Source organism: Streptomyces sp. JLBG701 (assembly GCF_058544905.1).
In genome coordinates, this window is sequence record NZ_CM178588.1 from 2,541,799 (window position 1) to 2,564,189 (window position 22,391).

General features: G+C 69.8%; 21 protein-coding genes and 2 pseudogenes. 14 read left to right on the forward strand and 9 right to left on the reverse strand.

Annotation, left to right across the window (positions count from 1 at the left end; translation table 11 throughout):
* Position 1: 1 nt before the first annotated feature.
* The 5 genes from AC5DRG_RS11610 (at position 2) to AC5DRG_RS11630 (ending at position 7,832) form a co-directional block, all read left to right on the forward strand.
* On the forward strand, positions 2-1,093 hold the full coding sequence (locus tag AC5DRG_RS11610; protein ID WP_491809935.1) for a GNAT family N-acetyltransferase: 1,092 nt from the start codon (positions 2-4) through the stop codon (positions 1,091-1,093).
* A 375-nt stretch (positions 1,094-1,468) separates the two neighbouring features.
* On the forward strand, positions 1,469-2,290 hold the full coding sequence (locus AC5DRG_RS11615; RefSeq protein WP_491809936.1) for a glycosyltransferase family 2 protein: 822 nt from the start codon (positions 1,469-1,471) through the stop codon (positions 2,288-2,290).
* Positions 2,287-3,324: a glycosyltransferase family 2 protein gene (locus AC5DRG_RS11620; protein WP_491809937.1), complete on the forward strand. Its 1,038-nt coding sequence runs from the start codon at positions 2,287-2,289 to the stop codon at positions 3,322-3,324. Before AC5DRG_RS11615 ends, AC5DRG_RS11620 begins: the two co-directional genes overlap by 4 nt.
* Positions 3,317-4,117, forward strand: coding sequence for a polysaccharide deacetylase family protein (locus AC5DRG_RS11625; protein WP_491809938.1), 801 nt, complete (start codon positions 3,317-3,319; stop codon positions 4,115-4,117). Before AC5DRG_RS11620 ends, AC5DRG_RS11625 begins: the two co-directional genes overlap by 8 nt.
* Complete coding sequence (locus AC5DRG_RS11630) at positions 4,110-7,832, forward strand: lipopolysaccharide biosynthesis protein (protein ID WP_491809939.1); 3,723 nt, start codon at positions 4,110-4,112, stop codon at positions 7,830-7,832. Before AC5DRG_RS11625 ends, AC5DRG_RS11630 begins: the two co-directional genes overlap by 8 nt.
* Positions 7,833-7,886: 54 nt before the next feature.
* Here AC5DRG_RS11630 and AC5DRG_RS11635 read toward each other — a convergent pair whose 3' ends face one another.
* Both AC5DRG_RS11635 and AC5DRG_RS11640 read right to left on the reverse strand, forming a co-directional pair.
* The gene (locus AC5DRG_RS11635) at positions 7,887-9,311 is read right to left on the reverse strand and encodes a GH39 family glycosyl hydrolase (protein ID WP_491809940.1); all 1,425 of its coding nucleotides are present in this window, start codon (positions 9,309-9,311) and stop codon (positions 7,887-7,889) included.
* 77 nt (positions 9,312-9,388) lie between these two features.
* Positions 9,389-9,595: an Arc family DNA-binding protein gene (locus AC5DRG_RS11640; RefSeq protein ID WP_491809941.1), complete on the reverse strand. Its 207-nt coding sequence runs from the start codon at positions 9,593-9,595 to the stop codon at positions 9,389-9,391.
* Positions 9,596-9,721: 126 nt separating this feature from the next.
* Here AC5DRG_RS11640 and AC5DRG_RS11645 point away from each other — a divergent pair.
* From AC5DRG_RS11645 to AC5DRG_RS11655, 3 genes and pseudogenes are all read left to right on the forward strand, one after another.
* A pseudogene (locus AC5DRG_RS11645) lies at positions 9,722-10,805 on the forward strand (RNA-guided endonuclease InsQ/TnpB family protein).
* Between the two features lie 152 nt (positions 10,806-10,957).
* Positions 10,958-12,052: a DUF5925 domain-containing protein gene (locus tag AC5DRG_RS11650; protein ID WP_491809942.1), complete on the forward strand. Its 1,095-nt coding sequence runs from the start codon at positions 10,958-10,960 to the stop codon at positions 12,050-12,052.
* 37 nt (positions 12,053-12,089) lie between these two features.
* The gene (locus AC5DRG_RS11655) at positions 12,090-12,860 is read left to right on the forward strand and encodes a DUF72 domain-containing protein (RefSeq protein ID WP_491809943.1); all 771 of its coding nucleotides are present in this window, start codon (positions 12,090-12,092) and stop codon (positions 12,858-12,860) included.
* Here the strand turns inward: AC5DRG_RS11655 and AC5DRG_RS11660 are convergent.
* Positions 12,849-13,229: a GntR family transcriptional regulator gene (locus AC5DRG_RS11660; protein ID WP_491809944.1), complete on the reverse strand. Its 381-nt coding sequence runs from the start codon at positions 13,227-13,229 to the stop codon at positions 12,849-12,851. The two genes, AC5DRG_RS11655 and AC5DRG_RS11660, sit on opposite strands and share 12 nt — an antisense overlap.
* 97 nt (positions 13,230-13,326) lie before the next feature.
* Here AC5DRG_RS11660 and AC5DRG_RS11665 point away from each other — a divergent pair, with 97 nt between their 5' ends.
* Complete coding sequence (locus tag AC5DRG_RS11665; protein ID WP_491809945.1) at positions 13,327-14,256, forward strand: GNAT family N-acetyltransferase; 930 nt, start codon at positions 13,327-13,329, stop codon at positions 14,254-14,256.
* Positions 14,237-14,737 (forward strand): ribonuclease FAU-1 family protein, encoded by a 501-nt coding sequence (locus tag AC5DRG_RS11670; protein WP_491809946.1) that lies wholly within the window; start codon positions 14,237-14,239, stop codon positions 14,735-14,737. Before AC5DRG_RS11665 ends, AC5DRG_RS11670 begins: the two co-directional genes overlap by 20 nt.
* 13 nt (positions 14,738-14,750) lie before the next feature.
* Here AC5DRG_RS11670 and AC5DRG_RS11675 read toward each other — a convergent pair whose 3' ends face one another.
* Positions 14,751-15,365: a class I SAM-dependent methyltransferase gene (locus AC5DRG_RS11675; RefSeq protein ID WP_491809947.1), complete on the reverse strand. Its 615-nt coding sequence runs from the start codon at positions 15,363-15,365 to the stop codon at positions 14,751-14,753.
* A 139-nt stretch (positions 15,366-15,504) separates the two neighbouring features.
* On the opposite strand from AC5DRG_RS11675, the gene AC5DRG_RS11680 reads away from it, so the two are divergent.
* On the forward strand, positions 15,505-15,639 hold the full coding sequence (locus AC5DRG_RS11680) for a hypothetical protein (protein WP_491809948.1): 135 nt from the start codon (positions 15,505-15,507) through the stop codon (positions 15,637-15,639).
* Between the two features lie 251 nt (positions 15,640-15,890).
* Here AC5DRG_RS11680 and AC5DRG_RS11685 read toward each other — a convergent pair.
* Positions 15,891-16,073: pseudogene (locus AC5DRG_RS11685) on the reverse strand (GNAT family N-acetyltransferase); the annotation flags it as partial.
* A 169-nt stretch (positions 16,074-16,242) separates the two neighbouring features.
* On the opposite strand from AC5DRG_RS11685, the gene AC5DRG_RS11690 reads away from it, so the two are divergent.
* A complete protein-coding gene (locus AC5DRG_RS11690; protein ID WP_491809949.1) occupies positions 16,243-17,289 on the forward strand; it encodes a lytic polysaccharide monooxygenase auxiliary activity family 9 protein in 1,047 nt (348 codons plus the stop codon).
* A 57-nt stretch (positions 17,290-17,346) separates the two neighbouring features.
* Here the strand turns inward: AC5DRG_RS11690 and AC5DRG_RS11695 are convergent, their stop codons facing one another.
* The gene (locus tag AC5DRG_RS11695; protein WP_491809950.1) at positions 17,347-18,207 is read right to left on the reverse strand and encodes an esterase/lipase family protein; all 861 of its coding nucleotides are present in this window, start codon (positions 18,205-18,207) and stop codon (positions 17,347-17,349) included.
* Positions 18,208-18,353: 146 nt separating this feature from the next.
* The gene (locus AC5DRG_RS11700; RefSeq protein ID WP_491809951.1) at positions 18,354-18,797 is read right to left on the reverse strand and encodes a MarR family winged helix-turn-helix transcriptional regulator; all 444 of its coding nucleotides are present in this window, start codon (positions 18,795-18,797) and stop codon (positions 18,354-18,356) included.
* A 96-nt stretch (positions 18,798-18,893) separates the two neighbouring features.
* Here AC5DRG_RS11700 and AC5DRG_RS11705 point away from each other — a divergent pair, with 96 nt between their 5' ends.
* Positions 18,894-19,268, forward strand: a complete 375-nt coding sequence (locus AC5DRG_RS11705) for a cupin domain-containing protein (RefSeq protein ID WP_491809952.1) — start codon at positions 18,894-18,896, stop codon at positions 19,266-19,268.
* Positions 19,269-19,295: 27 nt separating this feature from the next.
* Here the strand turns inward: AC5DRG_RS11705 and AC5DRG_RS11710 are convergent, their stop codons facing one another.
* On the reverse strand, positions 19,296-20,135 hold the full coding sequence (locus tag AC5DRG_RS11710; protein WP_491809953.1) for a DNA polymerase Y family protein: 840 nt from the start codon (positions 20,133-20,135) through the stop codon (positions 19,296-19,298).
* Between the two features lie 255 nt (positions 20,136-20,390).
* On the opposite strand from AC5DRG_RS11710, the gene AC5DRG_RS11715 reads away from it, so the two are divergent.
* Positions 20,391-21,368, forward strand: coding sequence for a phosphotriesterase family protein (locus AC5DRG_RS11715; protein ID WP_491809954.1), 978 nt, complete (start codon positions 20,391-20,393; stop codon positions 21,366-21,368).
* Here the strand turns inward: AC5DRG_RS11715 and AC5DRG_RS11720 are convergent.
* The gene (locus AC5DRG_RS11720) at positions 21,349-22,290 is read right to left on the reverse strand and encodes an AraC family transcriptional regulator (protein WP_491809955.1); all 942 of its coding nucleotides are present in this window, start codon (positions 22,288-22,290) and stop codon (positions 21,349-21,351) included. The two genes, AC5DRG_RS11715 and AC5DRG_RS11720, sit on opposite strands and share 20 nt — an antisense overlap.
* Positions 22,291-22,391 lie beyond the last annotated feature (101 nt).

Sequence of the window (22,391 nt, forward strand, 5' to 3'; positions counted from 1 at the left end):
CGTGGACATACGCGTGTACCGACCGGGCGAGCTGAGTGCCGCCGACCGTGCGGCCTGGACGGCGATGCAGTCCAAGGCCCATCTGCACGGCTCGCCCGGGCTGGCGAACCCGTTCCTGTCCCCCGAGTTCGCGCTCGCGGTGGGCAGATGCAGACGCGGGGTGCGGATCGCGGCCGTACGGGAGGACGGCGAACCCGCCGCGTACTTCCCGTTCCAGAGAACCGCCGCCGGCGTCGGCCGGGCCGTCGGACTCGGCGTCTCGGACGCCCAGGGCCTGGTGCACCGTCCCGGGTTCACCTGGGACGCGCGTGAACTGCTGCGGGCCTGCGGGCTCGCGGTGTGGGAGTTCGATCATCTGGTGGAGGGCCAGGAGCCGTTCGGGGCCGAGGCCGCCGCTACGTTCCCGTCCCCGGTCATGGATGTCGACCGGGGCTACGAGGCCTATCTGGGCCAACTGCGCGAGCGGTCACCGAAGTTCACCCGGACCACGCTCGCCAAGGAGCGCAAGCTCGGCCGGGACGCGGGCGAGGTGCGCTACGTCCACGACGAGCGGGACCCCGCCGCCCTGCGCACGCTGATGGAGTGGAAGTCGGCGCAGTACCGCAGGACCGGGCGCAGCGACCGCTTCGCGCACGCCTGGATCACCCATCTCGTGCACCAGCTCTTCCACTCCCGCTCCGAGCCGTTCGCGGGGATCCTGTCGGTGCTGTACGCGGCCGGCAGGCCGGTCGCCGCCCACTTCGGGCTGCGTACCGAGCAGGTGCTGGCGTGCTGGTTCCCGGCGTACGACCCGGCGTTCGCGAAGTACTCGCCGGGGCTGGTCCTGCATCTGCGGATGGCCGAGGCGGCCGCCGCCGACGGCATCGCGTATCTCGATCTCGGCCGGGGCCAGAAGGAGTACAAGGACTCCCTGAAGACACGTGAACTCACTGTGTCCGAAGGGTGGGTGACACGTCGTCACCCGGTCGCGCTGGGACATCGGGTGCGCCGCGCCCCGGTCCGGGCGCTGCGCAACACGGTGCTGTCGCGGCCGGAACTGTTCGAACCGGCGGACAAACTGCTCAAACGGATGGGCAAAATCCGTTCGGGGTGATAAGTAACGGACACAAACACAAAAAGTGTGAGAGCTCGTTCCAGGCCTTGCCATACGGGCTCAATCATCAATACCGTCTTATATCTCACCCGCATCGGTCCATCATCCAGCGGCTCCAAGGGGAGGGCTCGAGGACCGCGATGGTGCCGGAGCGGGGCGCGGTAGGGGGGTGCCGTGCTCGGTGAGCGCACAATCTTGCCGAGTCGTGCCGCGCGACCGACTACCGACTTCTGATAGTCGGCCAGCTTTGCCAGCTCACCCGGTGTGCACGGAGATCCTTTTCGTCATGCCATCGGTGAGAACCCCCTTTTCGAACCGGACAAGAGCCGGGCCGCCCAGGGGCGGGCGGTCCACCGGACGAGAGGGACCAGACTCATGAGTTCCGTTCTGCGCCCGCCGACCACGGGCGAAGACCCGTCGACAGCGGGTATCTACCGACCGATCTCCTCCCACCTGGCCATCACACCGCCGGTGAGCGTGGTGATCCCGGCCATGAACGAGGCGGAGAATCTTCCGTACGTCTTCAAGACACTTCCTGACTGGATACACGAAGTGGTTCTCGTCGACGGCAACTCCACCGACGACACCGTCGAAGTGGCCCGTGAGCTGTGGCCGGCCGTCAGGGTGGTCAAGCAGCAGGGCAAGGGCAAGGGGGATGCCCTGATCACCGGGTTCGAGGCGTGCACCGGCGACATCATCGTGATGGTCGACGCGGACGGCTCGGCCGACGGCAACGAGATCGTCAGCTATGTCTCCGCCCTCGTCTCGGGCGCGGACTTCGCCAAGGGCTCCCGCTTCGCCAACGGTGGCGGCACCGACGACATGACGCCGATCCGCAAGCTCGGCAACTGGGCGCTGTGCACGGCCGTGAACCGCAAGTTCGGCGCCCGCTACACCGATCTCTGCTACGGGTACAACGCGTTCTGGCGGCACTGCCTCGACAAGATCGAGCTCGACTGCACCGGCTTCGAGATCGAGACCCTGATCAACATCCGGGTGGTCAAGGCCGGCCTGAAGGTGCAGGAGATACCCAGCCACGAGTACCTCCGCATCCACGGCACGAGCAATCTGCGCGCCGTGCGGGACGGGCTGCGGGTGCTCAAGGTGATCCTCAAGGAGCGCTCGAACCGGCGGGCCCTGCGCAGCCGGACCCAGCACTCGCCGATGCTCGACTCGGGCCGGGGAGAGGTGTCTTGAGCAGGCCCGACATCTCCGTCGTGATCTGCGTCTACACCGAGGACCGCTGGGAGGACATCCTCGCGGCGGCCTCCTCGGTCCGGGCGCAGTCCCGCCCGGCCCTGGAGACGCTCCTGGTGGTGGACCACAACCGGGCGCTCCTTGACCGTCTGGCCAAGGAGTACAAGGAAGTCGATGACGTGCGGGTGCTCGCCAACGCGGGCCCTCGCGGTCTGTCAGCCGGCCGCAACACCGGCATCGCGGCCTCGCACGGCGAGGTGATCGCGTTCCTCGACGACGACGCCGTGGCCGAGCGGGACTGGCTGCGACGCTTCGCGGAGGCCTACGCCGACCCGCAGGTCTTCGCGGTCGGCGGCCGTACGATGCCGATCTGGGCGTCGGGCCGCCGCCCGGCCTGGTTCCCCGAGGAGTTCGACTGGGTGGTGGGCTGCACATACCGCGGCCTGCCGCCGGGCCGGGTCCGGGTGCGCAACGTCCTCGGCGGCAACGCCTCCTTCCGCCGTACGGCGTTCGACGCGGCCGGCGGTTTCGCGACCGGTATCGGCCGCGACGGGGACAAGCGGCCGCTGGGCTGCGAGGAGACGGAGCTGTGCATCCGGCTCACCCGGGCGAGACCCGACGCGGTCCTGCTGATCGACGACCGCGCGGTGATCCATCACCGGGTGCCCGAGGCGCGCGAACACTTCGGGTACTTCCGCACGCGCGCCTACGCCGAGGGCCTGTCCAAGGCGCTGGTGGCCCGAAGTGTGGGTGCGGACAAGGGACTTGAGTCGGAACGCCGGTACGCGACGCGGGTCCTGCCGGCCGGAGTGGCCCGCGGTCTGCGCGACGCCGCGCTGGCCCGGCCGGGCGGTGCGGGACGGGCGGGCGCGATCGTCGCCGGGGTGCTGACGGCGGCGGGCGGGTACGTGGTGGGGAGCGTGCGTGCCCGCAGGGGCCCGGGCGCCTTCTCAGTGGTGGAGATCGAGCTCGGCGCCGAGGATCTCAGTGCGGGAGATCGCGACGCCGGAGAACGGGGGGAAGCACATGAGTGACACGCGCGTGCCGATTCTCATGTACCACGCGGTCGCGACCGACCCGAACGACGCCACCCGGGGCCTGTCGGTGGCCCCCGAGGCGTTCGCGGAACAGATGGAGCTGATCGGCGACCTGGGCTTCACCCCGGTCAACACGGCGGAACTGGCGGAGAGTTGGCGATCCACCGCCCCGCTGCCCGAGCGCCCGGTCCTCATCACCTTCGACGACGGCTACGAAGGCGTCCACCGACACGCCCTGCCGGTGCTCACCAAGCACGGCTTCGCGTCCACCCTGTTCGTCTCGACGGGCTGGATCAGGGGCGCGTACGACACCGGAGGCGGCCTGGACACCATGCTCGACTGGGACCAGGTGCGCGAACTCGCGGCCGACGGCGTGGAGATCGGCGGGCACAGCCACACCCACCCCCAGCTCGACCAGCTCGACGACAACACGCTGCGGCACGAGCTGATCCACTGCAAGGAGATCGTCTCCGACGAACTGGGCACAGTGCCCGCCTCGTTCGCCTACCCGTACGGCTACTCCAGCCGACGGGTACGCGAGGCGGTGCGCGAGACCGGGTTCACGCAGGCGCTCGCCGTCGGCAACCGGCTCGCCCGCCGCCCCCAGGGGCCGTACGCCCTGCAGCGCGTCACGGTGCGGCGCAGCACCGGCATCGACGAGTTCGCGCGGCTGATCGAGGGGCGTGCCATCGCCCTCAACTTCGCCAGGGACCATGCCCTCACCAAGGGCTACTCCGTGGTTCGCAGAGCACGACAGGTCCGCCGGAAGGCCATCCGTTCCCGTGTCTGACACGACGACCACGACGCAGGAATCGTCGACCGCACCAGCGGCGCCCGAGCAGTCGGGGCGCCGCCTGCGCCTGCCCGGAAGGGGCAAGTCCTCGGGCGGCAACCAGCTGTTCCGCAACGCGTACGCGCTGATGCTCAACACCGGTATCTCCGCGGTGCTCGGACTCGGCTTCTGGCTGGCCGCTGCCCGCTACTACTCGGAGTCGTCGGTCGGCCAGGGCTCCGCCGCGATCGCCGCGATGAAACTCCTCGCGGGCCTGACCGCGGTGACGCTGACGGGCGCCCTGGCCCGCTTCATACCGGTGGCCGGGCGAGCGACGGGACGGCTGATCTTCCGTACGTACGCGGGCAGTTCGGTGATCGTGGCGGCGGCCGCGGGCGTCTTCCTGCTCACGCTGGGGGTGTGGGGGCCGTCGTACCGCTTCCTCTACGACCCGGTCAACGCGCTCGTCTTCGTCGTCGCGGTCGTGGGCTGGTCGGTGCTCACGCTCCAGGACGGGGTGCTGACCGGGCTGCGCAGCGCGTTGTGGGTGCCGGTCGGCAACACCGTGTTCTCGGCGGTGAAGCTGGCGCTGCTGGTCGCGTTCGCGGTGGCGATCCCCACGATGGGCGTCTTCGTGTCCTGGGTGGCGGCGATCGCCACGTCCGTGCTGCCGCTGGGCTGGCTGGTGTTCCGGCGCCTTGTGCCCCGGCACATCAAGGCGACCGAGGAGCACGCGCAACCGCCGACGCTGAAGGAGATCGGCAGGTTCCTGGCCGGCGACTACACCGGCTCGCTGTTCTCCCTCGCCGTCGTCTACCTCGTCCCGGTGATCGTGGCCGCGCAGGTCAGCTCCGAGGACAACGCGTACTTCTACATCACCACGACAATCGGCGGCACCGTCAACCTGCTCGCCATCAACATGGGCGCCTCACTGACGGTCGAGGGCTCGCACGACCCGGGGCGGCTGTCCGCCAACACCCGGGCCGCGCTGAAGCGCATGGCGCGGATCATGCTGCCGGTGTGCGGGGTGCTGTTCGTCGGGGCGCCGTGGATCCTGCACGTGTTCGGCGACGGCTACGCGCACGCGGCGACCGGGCTGCTGCGCTGGTTCGCGGTCGGCGCGGTGCTGCGGGTCGTCATGGAGACGTACTTCGCCGTGCTGCGCGCCCAGAGCCGCACCGCCGGACTCGCCTGGCTGCAGGGCCTGTTGTGCGTCCTGGTGCTCGGTCTGACGCTGGTGCTGCTCCCCCGCATGGGCCTGATCGGCGCGGGCGTGGCCGAGATCTCCAGCCTCGCGGTGATCGTCGCGATCGCCGCACCCAAGCTGTACAAGACGGTCCGGGCCGCACCGACCCCCGCCGTCCCCGAACACGCGGCCCCCGACGGCGACTTGGCCGACCTGGGAGCACGCGAGACCACAACCACCCCCGGCCCGCGCAGGCGCGGCCCCGGCTGGGCCCTGGACTCCGACACCCTGGCCCTGGGCATCCACGTCGACTTCGACCACCAGGAACGCCGCCCAGACGTCCGCCCGGGCCCGGGCACCCCACCCACGGGCGTGCCGACGGCACACCGCCCGACATGGGCGACGAAGACAGACGCCCCCTTCAAACCGGAGGAAGCCGAAGGCGCCCCTCCAGGGGCGCGGGGCGTGACATCAAGCGGCTCCGCCGCCGGGGCGCGACCAGCCACAACGAACCCGCAGCCGCAAGAAACCCGATACCCATCCAAACCAGGCGTGGTCCTGGGCTTCCTACTGATCGCCGCCCTGGTCCTCTACTGGTTCCCCGCACTGAGTCTCAACGACGCCTCCCTGGACAACATGGGCGGCCTGGGCCTGATCTCGGTCCTGCCCCTGCCCACACTGATCGGCGCCGCGCTCCTGGTGACCGTCTTCGCCTCCCTCCTGTGGCTGGGCCGCGAACACAAGTCACTGCTCCTGGTGACCCTGCTCGCAACGGTAGTGTCCTTGCACGCGCTACCGGCCGTGATCGAGAGCGAACCCCGGTTCGCAACAGCCTGGCAGCACCTGGGATTCATCGACTACATCGACCGGAACGGCGCGGCCGTACCCGACCTGGACGCCCGCTGGAGCTGGCCCGGCTTCTTCGCGGCGGCCGCGTTCGTGGCGAAGGCCTGCGGGGTCACCGACTTCACGGAGATCATCCGCTGGTGGCCGACAGCCATCCAACTCCTCTACCTGGCCCCGATGTTCCTGCTCGTACGCTCGATGCGGGCAAGCTGGCGCGCCAAGTGGACCGGCATCTGGGTGTTCGTGCTCAGCGGCTGGGTCGGCCAGGACTACTTCTCACCACAGGGCTTCACCTACCTCCTCTACCTCGCCTTCGTGGCGATCCTGCTCGTCTGGTTCCGGGCACCGCGCGTCATCTGGACCAAGGCCCGCCCGGGCGAGGCGGAGGTCGAGCCGACGAACCGCCGCCAACAGGCGGTCCTGCTCGCGGTGTTGATCGGTCTGTTCGCGGCGACGGTCCCGGCCCACCAGCTCACGCCGTTCATGATGCTGGGCGTGCTGGCGGCCCTGGTCCTGATCGGCAAGTCCGAACTGCGCGGCCTGCCCATCCTGTTCGGCGTGCTGGTCGCCGTCTGGATCGGCTTCATGGCCGAGCCGTACTGGTCCGGGCACTTCAACGACCTCTTCGGCGGGATCGGCGGCGTCGGCGGCAATGTGTCGTCGTCCGTCTCCGGCCGTATCGAGGGCGGCAGTTCGACGCACAAGCTCGTCCTGTACACCCGTGTGCTGCTGGCCGGCGGCGTGCTCGCCTTCGCCTGCTGGGGCTGGTGGCGCAGGCGCGACCACAAGTACCGCGAGCGCTCACTGCTGGTCCTCGCCCTCGTCCCGTTCCTGGGCTTCGGCATGCAGTCGTACGGCGGCGAAATGGCGTTGCGCGTCTTCATGTTCGCCCTGCCGGGCGCGGCCCTGCTCGCTGCTCTCGCCCTCTTCCCGCGCACCGGTGTCACCGCGAAGGAACGCGAGAAGGACCGGGTCAGCCTCGCCCCGCTGGCGGCGCTGATGGCGGGCCTTGTCCTCATGGGCGGCTTCCTGGTGGCCCGTTGGGGCAACGAGCCGTTCGAACGGATCCGGCCCGGCGAGGTCGCCGCCATGAACTACGTGTACGCCCACGACGATCCGACGGTCCGCCTGCTGTGGCTGAGCAACGACACGGTGAACAACGTGACACCGGCGATGCCGTGGGGCGCGAAGGACATGGAGAAGGTCGAGTACGTGCCCACGCTCGCGCCGGCCGACCCGGTCCTGGTGTCCGGGCTGGTCAAGGCGCTCAAGGACGCGGGCCCGAACTCGTATCTGATGATCAACGCAGGGCAGGTCACGTATCTCCGGCTTGACGTGGGCTACTCGGCGTCCTGGGAGCCGCGGCTCGTCCAGAACCTGGACGCGCGCAAGGAGTTGAAGAAGGTCTTCGTCAACGAGGACGTGACCATGTACGCGCTGCGCGAGCAGCCCGAGGGCAAGGTCCCGAAGGCCGATCCGGGCCCGATCGGTCCGCAGGTGACGTGGACACCCTGGTCGGTCGTGGGCGCCCTCGCGGCGCTGGCGCTGATCGTGATGCTCACGGCACGCGAGGTCGTCCGGGTCGCGATGCGGCCGAGCGTGCGGCAGCTGCGGTGGCTGCAGAGCAGCTTCTGGTTCTCGCTTCCACTCCTTGCGGTGCTGCTGGCCTCGCTGGTTCAGCGGTTCCTGACGATGAAGTAAGCGATGAAGTAGGCGTCTCTTCAAGGGACTTCGAGGTGCGGTGGCTCACCGGTCCTACCGGTCGAGCCACTTCACCTCGTACGCCTGCATGTCGAACCGCTTCCCGTCGACCTGCGCGCTGATCTTCCGGTCGAGGGTGTTGACGACGAGGAGCTTCTTGTCGGTGGCGAGGACACGGACGTTGGGCACGTCGTCGGCGGCGACGGACACGGTCTCGTACGCGGTGCCGGGCGGGAACGCCTGGCTGAACCTGGAGACCAGGTCGTACATGGGCAGTTGCCTGCCACCATCACCGCTGTCGGTGGGCGTCCACAGGCAGCCGGGGCAGTCCGTGCCCTTCTCGTTCTCCGGGTTCCAGTAGAAGCCGGAGGAGGCGCCGCCCTTGACCATGGCCATCATTCCGGCGGCCTGGACGGCGACGCGGTGGGGCTCGGACCAGCCGTCGCGCTCGTCCCTGCTGTCGGCGGGTTCGACGTAGTACTCGGCCCACCACAGCGGCAGGTCGCCGGTCTGCTGCCGCACCCACTCGCCGACCGCGGTGAGCTTGTCGGTGGCCGCGAACTCGTCGGGCAGGAGTTCGTCGTCCTCGGTGTAGCTGGAGCCGTCCACGACGACGAAGTCGGCGCCCACCTTGTTCTTGTTCCAGTAGTCGAAGGCGTCGAGGACCCGCTGGTCCATGACACCCCAGGTGCCCTTCACCGTCGTCGAGGCGTCCTGCGTCTGGCGCGGGTCGAAGCTGTCCATGACCAGGTAGGGGCCGCCCACCATGATGTCTTTGTTGACCTTCTTCAACGCCTTGTAGACGAGGTTGTAGAGCTTGGTGTACCCCTCGTAGTCCCAGCGGGCCGCGGAGTCGTTCCAGAACCCCTTGAACTCGTTCCAGACGATGAAGTGGCGTACGTCCGGATAGCGTTTGGCGACGGTCGCGGCGAGCGCGGCGTAGTCCGCGAAGTGCTCGGGTTCCGGCGCGGTCTCCAGGGCGGACTGGCTCCAGTCCGTGTTGCCGACGCCGGCCTTGCCGCCCTTCATCCAGTCCGGGGCGCAGCACAGCGTGATGACCGGGGTGGCGCCGGACGTACGCGCGAAGTCGATGCGGCGGTCCAGGTCCTCGAAGTCGTAACGCCCCTTGACCGGCTCGGGGTTGTCCGCGCCCCAGCCCATGATGTGCTGGTTCTGCGCCATCCCCTCGGTCTTCGACAGCAGCCCCTCGACACGCTGGACGGCCGTGCCGCTGCCCTCGTCGGCGCTGAACTGGGTGTGGGTGAACCCCCAGCCCACGTCCGGCCCCGTCGTGTCGTGCGGGGCCGCCGGTGTGCCGTGCACCTTGTCGCCGTCGCGCGAGGTGCCCTCGGTGCTTGTGCCGCCCCCGGGAAGCGTGTTGAGCAGCGTCACCACCAGGGCCAGCGCGGCCACACCCACGCCGAGCAGCGCGGTGAGCCGCCACCGCCGTACCCCCGAATTCCACCCATGACGTCCCATCATGGGCAACAGTAACGGGGGAACCGGGCGTGGGGCAGGTCCCGTCATCACCCGATAACCGGAGCATGTCCCGGTCCTCAGGCCGGGGAGGAATCCGGCTTCCCGCCTAGCGGGGCAGGGGTAGCCGGATCGCTGCCGGACGATCCGGGGTCCGGAGCGGCGGTGGCGAGGGCGACCTCAAGCAGGTGCAGGATCTCGGAGTTGATGGATCGCCGGTCGGCGGCTGCCTGAGCGGTCAGCCGGGCGTGCAGGTCTTCGGGAATGCGCAACGCGAAGCGAATCATGATGCTATTTTGACATCGTGACGACATCGTGACGACATCGTGACGACATCGGGGAGAGTCGGGGATGCCGGGAGTGCCCGGTGGACGTTCCGGCTCCGCGTGTCGTCCACCGCCCGTACCGCCCTGATGGATGAGTGGGACCGGTGCCGCTGGGTCTGGAATGAGTGCGTGGCCAAGTCCAAGCAGGTCCACGCCCGGAACAAGACCCGCTCCGAAGGGGTGGACAAGCGGACGTGTGGCCCGGCGCAGCTCGACAAGATGCTGACCGAGGCCCGCGCCCGCACGGCGTGGCTGCGTGAGGGCTCCTCGGTCCCGCAGCAGCAGCTCGTACGGGACTTCGGCAAGTCCAGGGCCAAGGCCCAGAAGGACGTCCGCGAACGCGTCCCGCAGCAGCGCCGAGCGGGAATGCCGAAGTACAAGAAGAAGCGTGAGGCGCGGCCGAGCCTGAACTACACCCAGCGCGGGTTCCGTCTCAGGGCGGCAAGCTGCACTTGGCCGGGGGCATCGTGCTGACGGTGGTGTGGTCGCGGGAACTCCCCGCCGCCCCATCCTCCGTGCGCGTCTACCAGGACAGCGTCGGGCACTGGTACTGCTCGTTCGTCGTTCCCGCCGAGGTCCGACCACCACATCCAACACACACGACCTCCCCCACGCCGAGCACGGCAAGAAGGCCAAGACCAAGCTGAGCCGGTACGACCGGATGATGGCCCGGCGCAAGCCCAAGAAGGGGCAGTCCGCCTCGAAGGGCTACCGCGAGGTGAAGCGACTGCGCGCCAAAGCGCATAAGAAGCTCGCCGGACAACGGCAGGACACCGCCCGCAAATGGGCCAAGACGGTCGTCCGTGACCACGACGCGTTGGCCATCGAGGACTTCAAGCCGAAGTTCCTCGCCAAGACCACCATGGCCAGAAAGGCCGCTGACGCCGCCATCGGCGCCACCAAGCAGGCCCTGATCGAGATGGGCCGCAAGCACGGCCGCGCCGTGCACCTGGTACACCCCGCGCACACCACGATGGACTGCGCGCACTGCGGAGCGAGAGCCAAGCACGCACTGCCGCTGGGGATGCGCACCTACACCTGCACCGCCTGCGGAACCACGAGCCCACGGGACAAGAACTCCGCACGCGTGATGCTGATCCGGGCTGGTCTCAACCCGGCTGGTGCCGATGGCGGAAGACCTCCTGGAGCGCTGCTCCAGGAGGCGGCCTGAGCCAGGAATCCCCCACGTCCATGGGGGGGAGGATTCAAACGAGTCTGTAACAGGACGGGCGGGATACACCCGAAGGAGCGGGCGCGGGCTACACCCCGGACGCACCGAGGAAAACGGGTGCACACCGGGCCCGAGTGCCGGATCATGGCCCCATGTCTGCCAACCCGCACGACGCTCTGCCGATCCGGCTCAACGTCGACGACAGCGACTCACCGTCCGATGTCGTCGACGCGCTGTTCCTCGGCCGCTTCGCGACGGGCGAGCAGCCGCACTCCCACGCGGCGAACATCGACCGCGTCCGGTCCGGGGCGACGCTCCTGCCGCCGGACGCCCGCGTACTGCGCTCCGCCCGCGACGACGACCGCAGCGCCACGCTCGCCGAGGGCGACGGCTGGACCCTGCTGATCTCCCGCTGGAACAGGGGCGCCGACGTCACGGTCACGGCGACCAGCCCCGAACTCGCCGAGAAGGTTCTCGACCAGGCCACGGACGGCGCGGCGGACGAGCCCGAACCCCAGCCGGAGAACGTGACGATGGGCTTCTGGTACGTGTCGCCCAGGCGCGGCCCGCACCGCACGACCCGGCAGATCTCGGCCGGTACGTGGGAGGAGGTCCGCGCCAACTACACGGGACCGGTCGCGGACGCGATGGACCGCCTGATGAAGACGACCCCGGAGGACATCGCGGGCCGCCTGCTCCTGCTGCACGGCCCGCCCGGCACCGGCAAGACGTCCGCGCTGCGCACCCTGGCACGCTCCTGGCGGGACTGGTGCCAGGTGGACTGCGTCCTGGACCCCGAGCGTCTCTTCTCGGACGTCGGTTATCTGATGGACATCGCGATCGGCGAGGAGGACGGCACGGGCAAGGGCCGCTGGCGCCTGCTCCTCCTGGAGGACTGCGACGAACTGATCCGCGGCGAGGCCAAGCACACGGCGGGCCAGGCCCTGTCGAGGCTCCTGAACCTCACGGACGGTCTCCTGGGCCAGGGCCGCAACGTCCTGGTCGGTGTCACCACCAACGAAGACCTGGAACGCCTCCACCCCGCCGTCGTCCGCCCCGGCCGCTGCCTGGCCCGCATCGAGGTAGGCGCGCTGACACGTGCGGAGGCGGTGAGCTGGCTGGGCACGGAGGAGGGAGTGGGCCGCGAGGGCGCGACTTTGGCAGAGCTGTACGCGCTGCGCCGGGGCACGTCCCCGACGTCCGTGCCGGGGCCTCGGGGCGGGGCGGACGCGGGGCTGTACCTATAGTTGGCCCGCTCTCGGCAGCCGGTGTTTTGATGTGGGTATGACCCTGTTTGTCGGCACGTCGGGGTGGCAGTACAAGGACTGGCGGGGCGTCCTCTACCCGACGGAGTGCCCCATGCGCCTCTGGCTGGAGGAGTACGGGGCGCACTTCGCCACGGTCGAGGTCAACAACGCCTTCTACCGGCTGCCGACGCGGGAGACCTTCGAGGCCTGGCGCGAGCGGACACCGCCGGATTTCGTCGTCGCGGTCAAGGCGAGCCGCTACCTGACCCACATCAAGCGGCTGCGGGACCCCCAGGAGCCGGTGAACCGTCTGATGACCCACGCGGCGGGCCTCGGCGACCGGCTGGGCCCGGTGCTGCTGCAGCTGCCGCCAACCCTGCGCGCCGCCCCGGAGCTCCTGGATGCCTGCCTGGCCTGCTTCCCGCGCGGCACCCGCCTCGCAGTCGAGCCGCGCCACGCCTCCTGGTGGACGGATGCGGTGCGCGAGGTACTGGAGTCCCGGGGCGCGGCCCTGTGCTGGGCCGACGCGGACTCCCGCCCGGTGACCCCGCTGTGGCGGACCACCGACTGGGGCTACGTCCGCTTCCACGAGGGCAGGGCCGAGGCATGGCCGCACTACGGTCGGCGGGCCCTGGAGACATGGGTGCGGCGCATCGCGGACACATGGCCCGACGAGCGGGACGTGTACGCGTACTTCAACAACGACCCGGGTGGGGCGGCCGTGGAGGACGCTGTGGTCTTCGCGAGGGTGGCGAGGGCAACGGGGTTGACGGTGACCCGCACTCCCCGCGCTTCCTCACGTCGCTGACCGGTCCCCGTAAGCCGCCCGCAGAGCCTCCCGTACGGCCGCCAGCGCATCGCCCTCTCCCAGCCCGAGCCGGCGCACCCGCTCGGCGTAGGCCTGCGCGGCCGACGCCGCTTCCCGTTCCGCCGCCGAACCCGCCGCGGCGACGAACGTGCCGTTGCGCCCCCGCGTCTCGATCACGCCGTCCGTCTCCAGGGCCCGGTACGCCTTGGCGACCGTGTTCGCCGCCAGCCCGAGCGACTCGGCGAGCCCGCGCACGGTCGGCAGCCGGTACCCGACCGGCAGCACCCCGGCCCGCGCCTGCTCGGAGATCTGTGCGCGCACCTGCTCGTAGGGCGGGGCACTCTCATCGATGTGGATCTTCAAGGTCACGGGGTGATTGTCCCGTACCGGCCGGGAAATGACCCGCCGGTCCGCCCGCCGGAAAATGAGAGGCAGCCCGGCACGTCCCGCCCTAGCGTGGGCCTTCATGACTCTCACTGTTCGTACCCTGCGCCCCGAAGTCCGGGCCGACGCCGAGGGCTTCGCCCGGGTCCGGCATCTCGCCCTTCCGTTCATGCTGCACACCCCGGAGTCCATCTCCTACGACACCGCTCACACCCACCCCGACGCCCGCTACCGCCCCCTGGTCGCCGAGGAGGACGGCGAGGTGATCGGCACGGCCAATGTCGGCCTGGTCCACGAGAGCACGGAGCCCGGCCAGGGCTATATCAACGTGTACGTGCACCCGGAGCGGACGGGCCGCGGCGCCGGTACCTCCCTCGTCCGTACGGCCGAGGAGTACCTGGCCGCCCAGGGCGCGACCAAGCTCTTCTCCTGGGTCCTGGACGAGCCGGGCAACCGTGCCTTCGCCGAGCGGCACGGCTACCGCGCCAGCCGCTCCGCGCACTTCCTCCGCCTGGACCTGGCGAACGGCACCCTGCCGCCGCTCCAGAGCCCTCCGCCCGGCGTCGAGGTGCTCAAGGCGTCGGACTTCGCCGCGGACCCGCGCCCGCTGTTCGACCTGGACGCGGAGACCTCATCGGACGAACCGAGCGATGTCGACTACGAGTTCACCAACTACGAGGCCTGGCTGGACGAGACCTGGAACCACCCCCTGTTCAGCCCCGAGCTCACCTCCGTCACGGTCGTCGACGGCCGCCCCGCCGCCTTCAGCGCGGCCCGCACGAACGGCGGCACCCGCTACGGCACCGTCATGACCGGCACCGCCCGCGCCTTCCGCGGCCGGGGCCTGGCCAAGCTCGCCAAGAACGACTCCCTGCACCGCGCCCGCGCCGCCGGCTTCACGGAGGCGTTCACGGGCAACGACTCCGGGAACGGGCCGATGATCGCCATCAACAAGTGGTTCGGGTACGAGATCTGCGCGACGGAGGTGCGGTATGTCCGCGAACTCGGCTGATCCGGCGGCCCACTTGGACGTCGTCCTGGTCAAGGCGGGCCGCACGAAGATCCGTTACGCGGCGGAGTTGCTCTCCGACGACGGCGTGAGGATCGCCGTGCGCGCCCCCTGGGCCGGCGACGTCACCCGTGACTTCGGCTTCGTACGCTTCGAGTCCGGCGACGTCTTCACGGAGTACTTCTGGCGCGACCGCTGGTACGCGGTGAAGGAGGTCCGTGACGCCTCGGGCAGGCTCAAGGGCTGGTACTGCGACGTCACCCGCCCGGCGACGCTGTCCGGCACCGAGCTGGTCGTAGAGGATCTCGACCTGGACCTGTGGCGTTCGGCCGACGGCACGGACGTACGACGGCTGGACGAGGAAGAGTTCGAGGCGAGCGGTCTGAGGGAGACGGACCCGGAGGCGGCGGCAGCGGCGGTGGCAGCCCTGGACGAGCTGGAGCGGCTGGCCAGGGAAGGCGCCTTCGACGCGCTACTGGCGTGACCTGATGCGACAGTCACAGCCGGGCCACCGCCACGTACCGCTCGTCGTCCACGTCCTTCCCCCACAGCACCGACTCACCGGACAGGCTCTCCACGCTCACCTGCTCGGCGAGGGGCGCGAGGAGGGCGGTGAGCCGGTCGGCCGGTATGCCGACCGGGGTGACCGTCCCCCACACCCCCTCGATCAGCACGAACCGCCCTCCGGGCCGCAGCAGCTCCCGCCAGTGCCGCAGGACACGGTCCGGGGCGGGCAGCGCCCACAGCACATGCCGTACGAGCACGACGTCGAAGCGCTGCTCCCCCACCGGCGGTGCCGCCGCGTCACCGAGCAGGAACACCGCGTCACGTCCGGCGAGCTTGGCGCGGGCGAGATCCACCATCGCCGGGGACCGGTCGACGCCGGTGACGTGGTGTCCCCGCTCGGCCGCGAGGAGCGACAGGCTGCCGGTGCCGCAGCCGAGGTCGAGGACGTCGGCGGGGCGCTCCGGCAGCCAGGCCCGCAGCCGCGCCGCCCAGGCAGCACGGACTTCGGGGTCACGAAGCCCGTGGTCGGGCTCGTCGTCGAAGGAGGCGGCCTCGGCGTCCCAGTCGACGACTACCGAGGTCCTGTCATCACTGTGGTTCGTCATGCGGCCAAGAGTGACAGCCACCACTGACAATCGAATCGTGACCGCCGCCACTGACAGACCGGCGCCGATGAGTCACCCTCCCGGGAACGGTCTACCTCCGTGACAAACGCGGGACCCGGGTAGACACGAGGAGGCAGCCATGCGCCGAGTAACCGTGCAGAAGCCCCTGAAGAAGTCGGACGTCCGCCGAGTGCGCGACGAGGCCGACGAGCGCCCTGCGGAGCGTCCGGAGATCCGAAAGGACATCGCACGCACGTGGTGGCCGGACGGCTGACGTCCCTTCCGGTATGCTGCCCGCGTCGCGGCGGGACACGCCGGAGGGGTGACACCAGGCAACCGGTCGAGCGCCCGTGAACCTCAGCTCACAGGAGCTGGAATCTCTCGTTCATCAGACGGGAGAGGATGTCAAATCATCGCGTTCGTATAGAGCCTTGAACGCCGCAGCGTCCGCCTCTACGCCCTCGCCAGGGCGTCGGGGCGGACGGCGCTGCCGTCGGAGCAAGCGCTCCTCGACGACCACCACCAACCGGCCACGGGATCCACCGTGATGAACACCCGCCCGGCGGCCACGTTCGCCGCGTGGTCGGCCTCCATGGGCTGCGGCACCACCCCGATGCGCTCGATGTAGTGGTGGTACGCCGCGTCGGTCACCGACTTCACGGCCGGCACGTCCGCGGCACCGGCGAGCCGGATCTCGTCGTCTGTCATGCCTCGGACGCTACCCACCTCAGCGCAGTCTGAGCACTCCCTTAAGGCGACCATAAGGATCTCCTCCACCCGCCTCCAGCAGGCGATTTCGCGGTTTCTTCGGGCTAGCTTGCTGATCGCCCCCACGGGATCAGCCCAGCAATCCAGTGACCCTTCCGAGGAGTTCTCCATGCCCGCACGTCGCCGCAGGGTCACCGTCGTCGCCGCCGTCGGCATCGCCCCGCTCGCCCTGACCGCGCTGGCCGCCGCCCCGGCGTCCGCGCACGGCACGATGGGCGACCCGGTCAGCCGGGTGTTCCAGTGCTACGGGGAGAACCCCGAGAGCCCGATGTCGGACGCGTGCAAGGCGGCGGTCGCGGGCGGTGGTACGCAGGCGCTGTACGACTGGAACGGCATACGCATCGGCGACGCGAACGGGCAGCACCAGGCGCTGATCCCGGACGGCAAGCTGTGCAGCGCGAACAGCGACGAGTTCAAGGGGCTCGACCTGGCCCGCGCGGACTGGCCGGCGACCAGCGTGAGCAGTGGGTCGTACACCTTCAAGTACCGCGTGACCGCCCCGCACAAGGGCACGTTCAAGGTCTACGTCACCAAGGCCGGCTACGACCCGACGCAGCCGCTCGCCTGGGACGATCTGGACCTGGACAACCCGGTCGCGTCGGCCACCGACCCGATCGCCTCGGACGGTTTCTACACCTTCTCCGGCACCCTGCCGGAGCGCTCCGGCAAGCAGCTCCTGTACGCGATCTGGCAGCGCTCGGACAGCCCGGAGGCCTTCTACTCCTGCTCGGATGTGTCGTTCGGCGGCAGCGACAGCGGTAACGGGAGCAGCAGTGGGAGCGGGAGCGGGAGCAGCAGTGGGAGCGGGAGCGGGAGCAGCGCGGGAAGTGGTGCCTCCGCTACCCCCAGTACCTCCGCCGCCCCCAGCGCCTCCACCCCCTCCGAGGAGCAGATCGAGGACGGTGCCGACAAGTCGACCGTCGAGCACCACGGTCATGGTGACGACGACGCCGGTACCTCGGCGGAGCCGGTCGCGGCGGCCGACGACAACGAGCCGCAGGCGGCCGGTGCCTCGGAGGACCTCGCCGAGACCGGCGGTGACGCCGGCACGCGGTACATGGCGATGGGTGGTGCGGCCGCTCTGGCGCTCGGCGCGGTGGCCCTGTTCGCGTCGGTCCGCCGGCGTGCGGTGAGCGGCGGTCGGCACGGTCGCTGAGCACCCTGATCTCCGGGGCCTGACCGGCGGCTCAGGCCGGACAGGCCCCGGCGACGGTCAGCTGAACGCCGACGCGCAGGTGGTGGCGGTGGCGTGGGCCGGGTCGAGGGCGTTGGCCACCTCGTGGAAGGCGATCCGGTCGAGCAGTCCGATCGCCACGTGCTCGGAGAGGTCGAGCGGGCACAGGTCCTGGAGCAGGACGTTGTTGACGTCCGACCCGCTCAGGTACCCGCTCTGCCACGGGGTGACCACCTCGTCGTACTTGGTGGCGATGACGGTGTAGTGGACGCCGGGCACGGTGTCGCCGCCCTCGTTGAGCTTGGTGAGGAGGGCGGAGCCGGCGACCTGGTCGGCGAGGCCGGGGGTGGCGGCGGAGAGCAGGTCCTCGGCTCCCGGGAAGTACGGCAGCAGGTTGGCGAGTCCGCCCAGGGTGGTGCCGTGGTTGTCGGGGGCGAGGCCGACGAGGGCGTTCACCTTGGCGGCTCCGCCGAGGAACCTGAGGTAGTAGCGGGGCATCATGCCGCCCTGCGAGTGGCCGACGAGGTCGGCCTTGGCGGCACCGGTCGCGGTGAGCACCTTGTCGACGTAAGTCTGGAGTTGCTCTGCCGACTTGTCGACGGGGCCGAGCCCGTAGAAGAGCGGGACGCCCGGGAGTTGGCCGTAGTCGAGGGAGAAGACGCAGTAGTCGCGGGCTTTCAGATACGGCGCGAGGCCGAGCCAGTTGTCGACGGAGTTCCCGAAGGTGCCGTGGACGAGGACGACGGGGCGGGGATGAGCGGCGGACGGATTGCAGGAGTAGTCGTTCCAGCCGCTGCTCGGCGCGCCGGCCGCGTGTGCGGTGGCGGCGGGGACGAGGGCGAGCGCGGCGGTCAGAAGGAGCGCGGTGAGGGGTCTGAGCAGTCGTTTCCAGGGCAGCATCGTGTGATCTCCTTGCGGCTCAAGGGAGTTGCGACGGCCTTACGCCCTGTGATCCGGATCACGAGGATGCTGTTCACTCGTCAAGTTACGAGCGAGTAGCTCACGTGTGAAGTTACGCGTCAGTAAAAACTTCCAGTGATAACCGGTCACCAGGCGGACCTGAGGGGACCGAAGGGTGCAATTCGCACCAAATATTCACACAACACGCGCACTTCACCTTCGCCCAACAGTTCAACCCAGGGCCGCACGGCCTCCACAGCCGCGTCCTCGGCGGCCCGCGTACAGGCCCAGCCGCGCTCAGTGAGCACGACCAGCCGGGCACGCGCGTCATCAGGGTGAGGATGCCGCTCCACGTACCCCTTGCGCACGAGCTCGTCGACGAGCTGACTGGCGGCCTGTTTGGTGACCCCGAGATGGGCGGCGAGGTCGGTGACCGTCGCACCGTCCGGCGCGAGGCGCGCGAAGGCGAAGCCGTGCGCCGGCCGCACCTCGAATCCGCGGGCGACAACCCCGTCATTGATGCGCTTCGTCAGGTCACCCGCGGCAGAGAGCAGGGCGGCGGTCAGGGCCAGGGCCTCGGAGTTCTGCACGCGGTCATTGAAACACCCTTGACGGTTTGGTCAAGCTGCTTGACCATGTTCCATGTAGTCAAGCAGCTTGACCATCTGCCGATATGGAGGCACACCATGCCCGTCGTCCGCTCCTCCGAAGCCGTCACCCACGAGCTGCACGGCGCCCGCTTCGTCTCCTACGCCCATCCCCGCACCGGTAGCCAGCAGTTGTGCGCATGGAGAGCCGAGCTCCCGGCCGGGACCAAGGCGCCCGTGCACACCGTCAGCCACGAGGAGATCCTTCATCTGCTCCACGGCGTACTGCTGATCACGCTCGACGGCCGCAGCGAGCGGATCACCGCCGGCGACACGCTGATCATCAACCCGGGGTCGGCCTTCGGTGCCGAGAACCCGACCGACGAGACCACGACCATCTGGGTCACCACGTCCATCGGTCTGTCGGCGGAGCTCGCCGACGGCACCCGCATCAGCGCGCCATGGGCCAACTGATCCGACTCCAGCAGCCGGCGCATCCAGTCAAAGCGCTTCCGCGCGCAGGCCGAGCGAGCGTACCCGGGCGCGCCGGAGGCCGAGCGCCTCGTACAAGTCGCGGGCGACGGTGGTGAGTTCCGCGGGGTGGGCGGTCGGTTCCTTGAGGGTGTGGGTGTGGGTGGTCGAGGGGCGGTCGGCGTAGCGCACGGTGAGGGTCAGCGTGCCGCAGGCCTTGTCCAGGGCGCGCAGCCGGGCACCCAGTTCCCCGGCGGCGGAGAACAGGGCGCGGCGGTGCGAGTCGGGGTCCAACTCATCGCCGTTGAAAGGGCGTTCGGTGGCCTGCGAGCGGGACGCGGCGCTCGGTACGACCCGGCCGCGGTCGATGCCGCTCGCCTTCTCGTGCAGCTCGCGGCCGACTTCGGCGCCGACGAGGCGTTGCAGCGTGGACAGGGGCGCGGCGGCGATCCGGCCGAGGGTGTCGAGGCCGTGCTCGCGCAGGGTGCGGGCGGTCGTGGCGCCGACGCCGGGGAGCGCTGCGACCGGTCGTTCGGCGAGGAACTCGGCGATGGCGTCCGGCTGTTCGGGGACGAGCGGGGTCACCCCGGGCGCCGCCTCGCGCAGTGCCACGCGGGCCAGCGTCGGTCCGGGTCCGGCGCCGATCGCACAGTCGACCCCGTGCAAGGCGATCGCCCGCGCCCGGATCAGCGACGCCAACTCGACGGCGTCCCGCCCGAAGTGCCGTTCGCCGGCCCGCAGATCGACGAGCGCACCGTCCGGCGGCAGCGCCTCGACGACGGGCGTGAACTCCTCCAGCAGTCCGAGCAGCTCGGGCAGGGCGGCCTCGTCCATCGACGGCTGCTGAAAACGTACGCAGAGGATGGTCATCCCGCACTCCCCGGACTTCGATGCCACAACTTCCGTACCCACGAGTGCACTTCGTGCCCGATGGGCATCTGGATTCACCAACCGCGCACCGAATCTGCGGACATCGCGGCGGCGCGAAAGAAATGCGCGTCCGCGCGAAAGACGGCAGCGCCCCGGCTTGGAAGAGTCGTCTCCGCGTCGGCTCAGCGCCGCCGTTCCATCCAGCTCCATGCCGCTCCATGCCGCTCCGGCAAGCACGACCATCGAAGGATCCGCATGACCCCGACACCGCAGGTACAGACCGTCAACGGCCCCGTGCCGGTGAGTGACCTCGGCACTGTGCTGATGCACGAGCACGTCTTCGTCCTCAGCGAGGAACTCCGGCAGAGCCTGCCGGAGACCTGGGACGAACAGGAGCGCGTCAGCGACGCCGTGGCCCGGCTGAAGGCCCTGGCCGCGACCGGCGTGACCACGATCGTCGACCCCACCGTCATCGGGCTCGGACGCAATGTGGCGCGGGTCGCCGAGGTGAACCGGCAGGTCGACCTCAACATCGTCGCGGCCACCGGCCTCTACACGCTGGCCGATGTCCCGGACTACTTCCGCTACCACGGGCCGGGCACGATGCTCGGCGGCGCCGAGGGCATGACCGAGCTGTTCGTCCGGGAACTCACCGAGGGCATCGCGGACACCGGCATCAGGGCCGCGTTCCTGAAGTGCGCGATCGAGGACGTACTCACTCCGGGTGTGGAGCGGGTGATGCGCGCGGTCGCCCAGGCCCATCTGCGCACGGGCGCCCCGATCACGGTCCACACCAACGCGAACGCTCGTACCGGGCTGGTCGCGCAGGAGGTGCTGCGCAGCGAGGGCGTGGACCTCGGCGCGGTCGTCATCGGCCACAGCGGTGACAGCGCCGACCTGGACTATCTGCACCAGCTCATCGCGAACGGCAGTTACGTCGGTATGGACCGCTTCGGCCTCGACATCCTGCTGCCCACCGACCAGCGGGTGGCGACGGTCGCGACGCTCGCCCGCGAGGGGTTCGCGGACCGGATGGTCCTGTCGCACGACGCGTCCTGCCACATCGACTGGTTCCCGCCCGGCGTACGGGAGCAGATCGCGCCGAACTGGCACTACACCCACCTGCACGACGAGGTACTCCCGGCACTGCGCGCCGCCGGCGTCACAGAGAAGCAGCTGACCACGATGCTGGTCGACAACCCGCGCCGCTACTTCAGCCTTTCCGCCGGCTGACGCCCTGTCTGGCCTCGCGCGGTGTCACGCCGAACTCGGCCCGGAACGCGGTGGCGAAGGAGGCGTGAGAGCCGAAGCCGCAGGAGTGGGCGATCTCCGCGATCGAGTACGTGGACCAGCTCGCGCCGACCAGGCGGCTGCGGGCGACGTCCAGCCGTTCGCGGCGGATGAGATCGCGCGAGGTGGTGTTGGCGGCCCGCAGCACCTGCTGGACGTAGCGCACGGACCAGCCGAGCGCCCGCGCGATGCCGACGACGTCCAGCTCACGGTCGCAGGCGTGTTGACGTACGTAACGTCGGATCTCGGCCTCGACCGTGGCCCGTTGTCCGGTGGGCGCCGAGTCGTCGCCGCCCTCCGCGGCCAGACACACCAGGTCGAGCAGTCGGTCGCAGGCGATGTCGAAGGTGGCCTCGGAGAGTTGCTCGCGCTCCTCGTGCAGGGTGGTGGTCAACTGCCGGACGATTCGGCCCAGTCCACGGGCACCGCTCAGCATCGCTCCGCCGGCGGCGACGGGGCTGCGCGCGGCGAGATCCTGGCCGGGCACGATGAAGGCGAGCGAGAGGAAGTCGGAGTCGTGCGCGAACGTGAGGGGGCGGTCGATGTCGCACAACGCCATGCTGCCGGGCCGGAGTTCGGCGGACGCGGGCCCCTGCTCCACCCAGGCCGTGCCGGCGAGGGGGACGAGAAGTTCGTACGTGCCCCGGGGATCGGACCGGATGTGCCGGGCATCCCTGCTGACCGCTTCGGGGCCGCCCTGGCAGAGGGCCAGGCTGTACGCCTTCGACTGCTGCCACTCCAGACGTCCGGTCATCGGCACGGAGCGATCCGGCGAGGCGATACGGCTCGCTCCGTGAAGGCCGGAGAAGACCTCGTCCCAGGCATTCGCCGAGGAGGTGGTGAGAGCTTGGCTCCACGAAGACACACCTCATCCTATCCGCCGGCCCGTCCGTCTCCGTGACGCCTCTGTGATCGAGCTCACGCCGTGCGGTTCGAACTCGTGGACCCGCCCTACGTCTTGTCTGC

Coding starts and splice junctions, on each gene's coding strand:
- AC5DRG_RS11715 (WP_491809954.1), top strand. CDS start 20,391: ATGACCCCGACACCGCAGGTACAGACCGTCAACGGCCCCGTGCCGGTG.
- AC5DRG_RS11705 (WP_491809952.1), top strand. CDS start 18,894: ATGCCCGTCGTCCGCTCCTCCGAAGCCGTCACCCACGAGCTGCACGGC.
- AC5DRG_RS11615 (WP_491809936.1), top strand. CDS start 1,469: ATGAGTTCCGTTCTGCGCCCGCCGACCACGGGCGAAGACCCGTCGACA.
- AC5DRG_RS11675 (WP_491809947.1), bottom strand. CDS start 15,365: ATGACGAACCACAGTGATGACAGGACCTCGGTAGTCGTCGACTGGGAC.
- AC5DRG_RS11695 (WP_491809950.1), bottom strand. CDS start 18,207: ATGCTGCCCTGGAAACGACTGCTCAGACCCCTCACCGCGCTCCTTCTG.
- AC5DRG_RS11710 (WP_491809953.1), bottom strand. CDS start 20,135: ATGACCATCCTCTGCGTACGTTTTCAGCAGCCGTCGATGGACGAGGCC.
- AC5DRG_RS11640 (WP_491809941.1), bottom strand. CDS start 9,595: ATGATTCGCTTCGCGTTGCGCATTCCCGAAGACCTGCACGCCCGGCTG.
- AC5DRG_RS11625 (WP_491809938.1), top strand. CDS start 3,317: ATGAGTGACACGCGCGTGCCGATTCTCATGTACCACGCGGTCGCGACC.
- AC5DRG_RS11670 (WP_491809946.1), top strand. CDS start 14,237: ATGTCCGCGAACTCGGCTGATCCGGCGGCCCACTTGGACGTCGTCCTG.
- AC5DRG_RS11690 (WP_491809949.1), top strand. CDS start 16,243: ATGCCCGCACGTCGCCGCAGGGTCACCGTCGTCGCCGCCGTCGGCATC.
- AC5DRG_RS11655 (WP_491809943.1), top strand. CDS start 12,090: ATGACCCTGTTTGTCGGCACGTCGGGGTGGCAGTACAAGGACTGGCGG.
- AC5DRG_RS11650 (WP_491809942.1), top strand. CDS start 10,958: ATGTCTGCCAACCCGCACGACGCTCTGCCGATCCGGCTCAACGTCGAC.
- AC5DRG_RS11680 (WP_491809948.1), top strand. CDS start 15,505: ATGCGCCGAGTAACCGTGCAGAAGCCCCTGAAGAAGTCGGACGTCCGC.
- AC5DRG_RS11665 (WP_491809945.1), top strand. CDS start 13,327: ATGACTCTCACTGTTCGTACCCTGCGCCCCGAAGTCCGGGCCGACGCC.
- AC5DRG_RS11635 (WP_491809940.1), bottom strand. CDS start 9,311: ATGGGACGTCATGGGTGGAATTCGGGGGTACGGCGGTGGCGGCTCACC.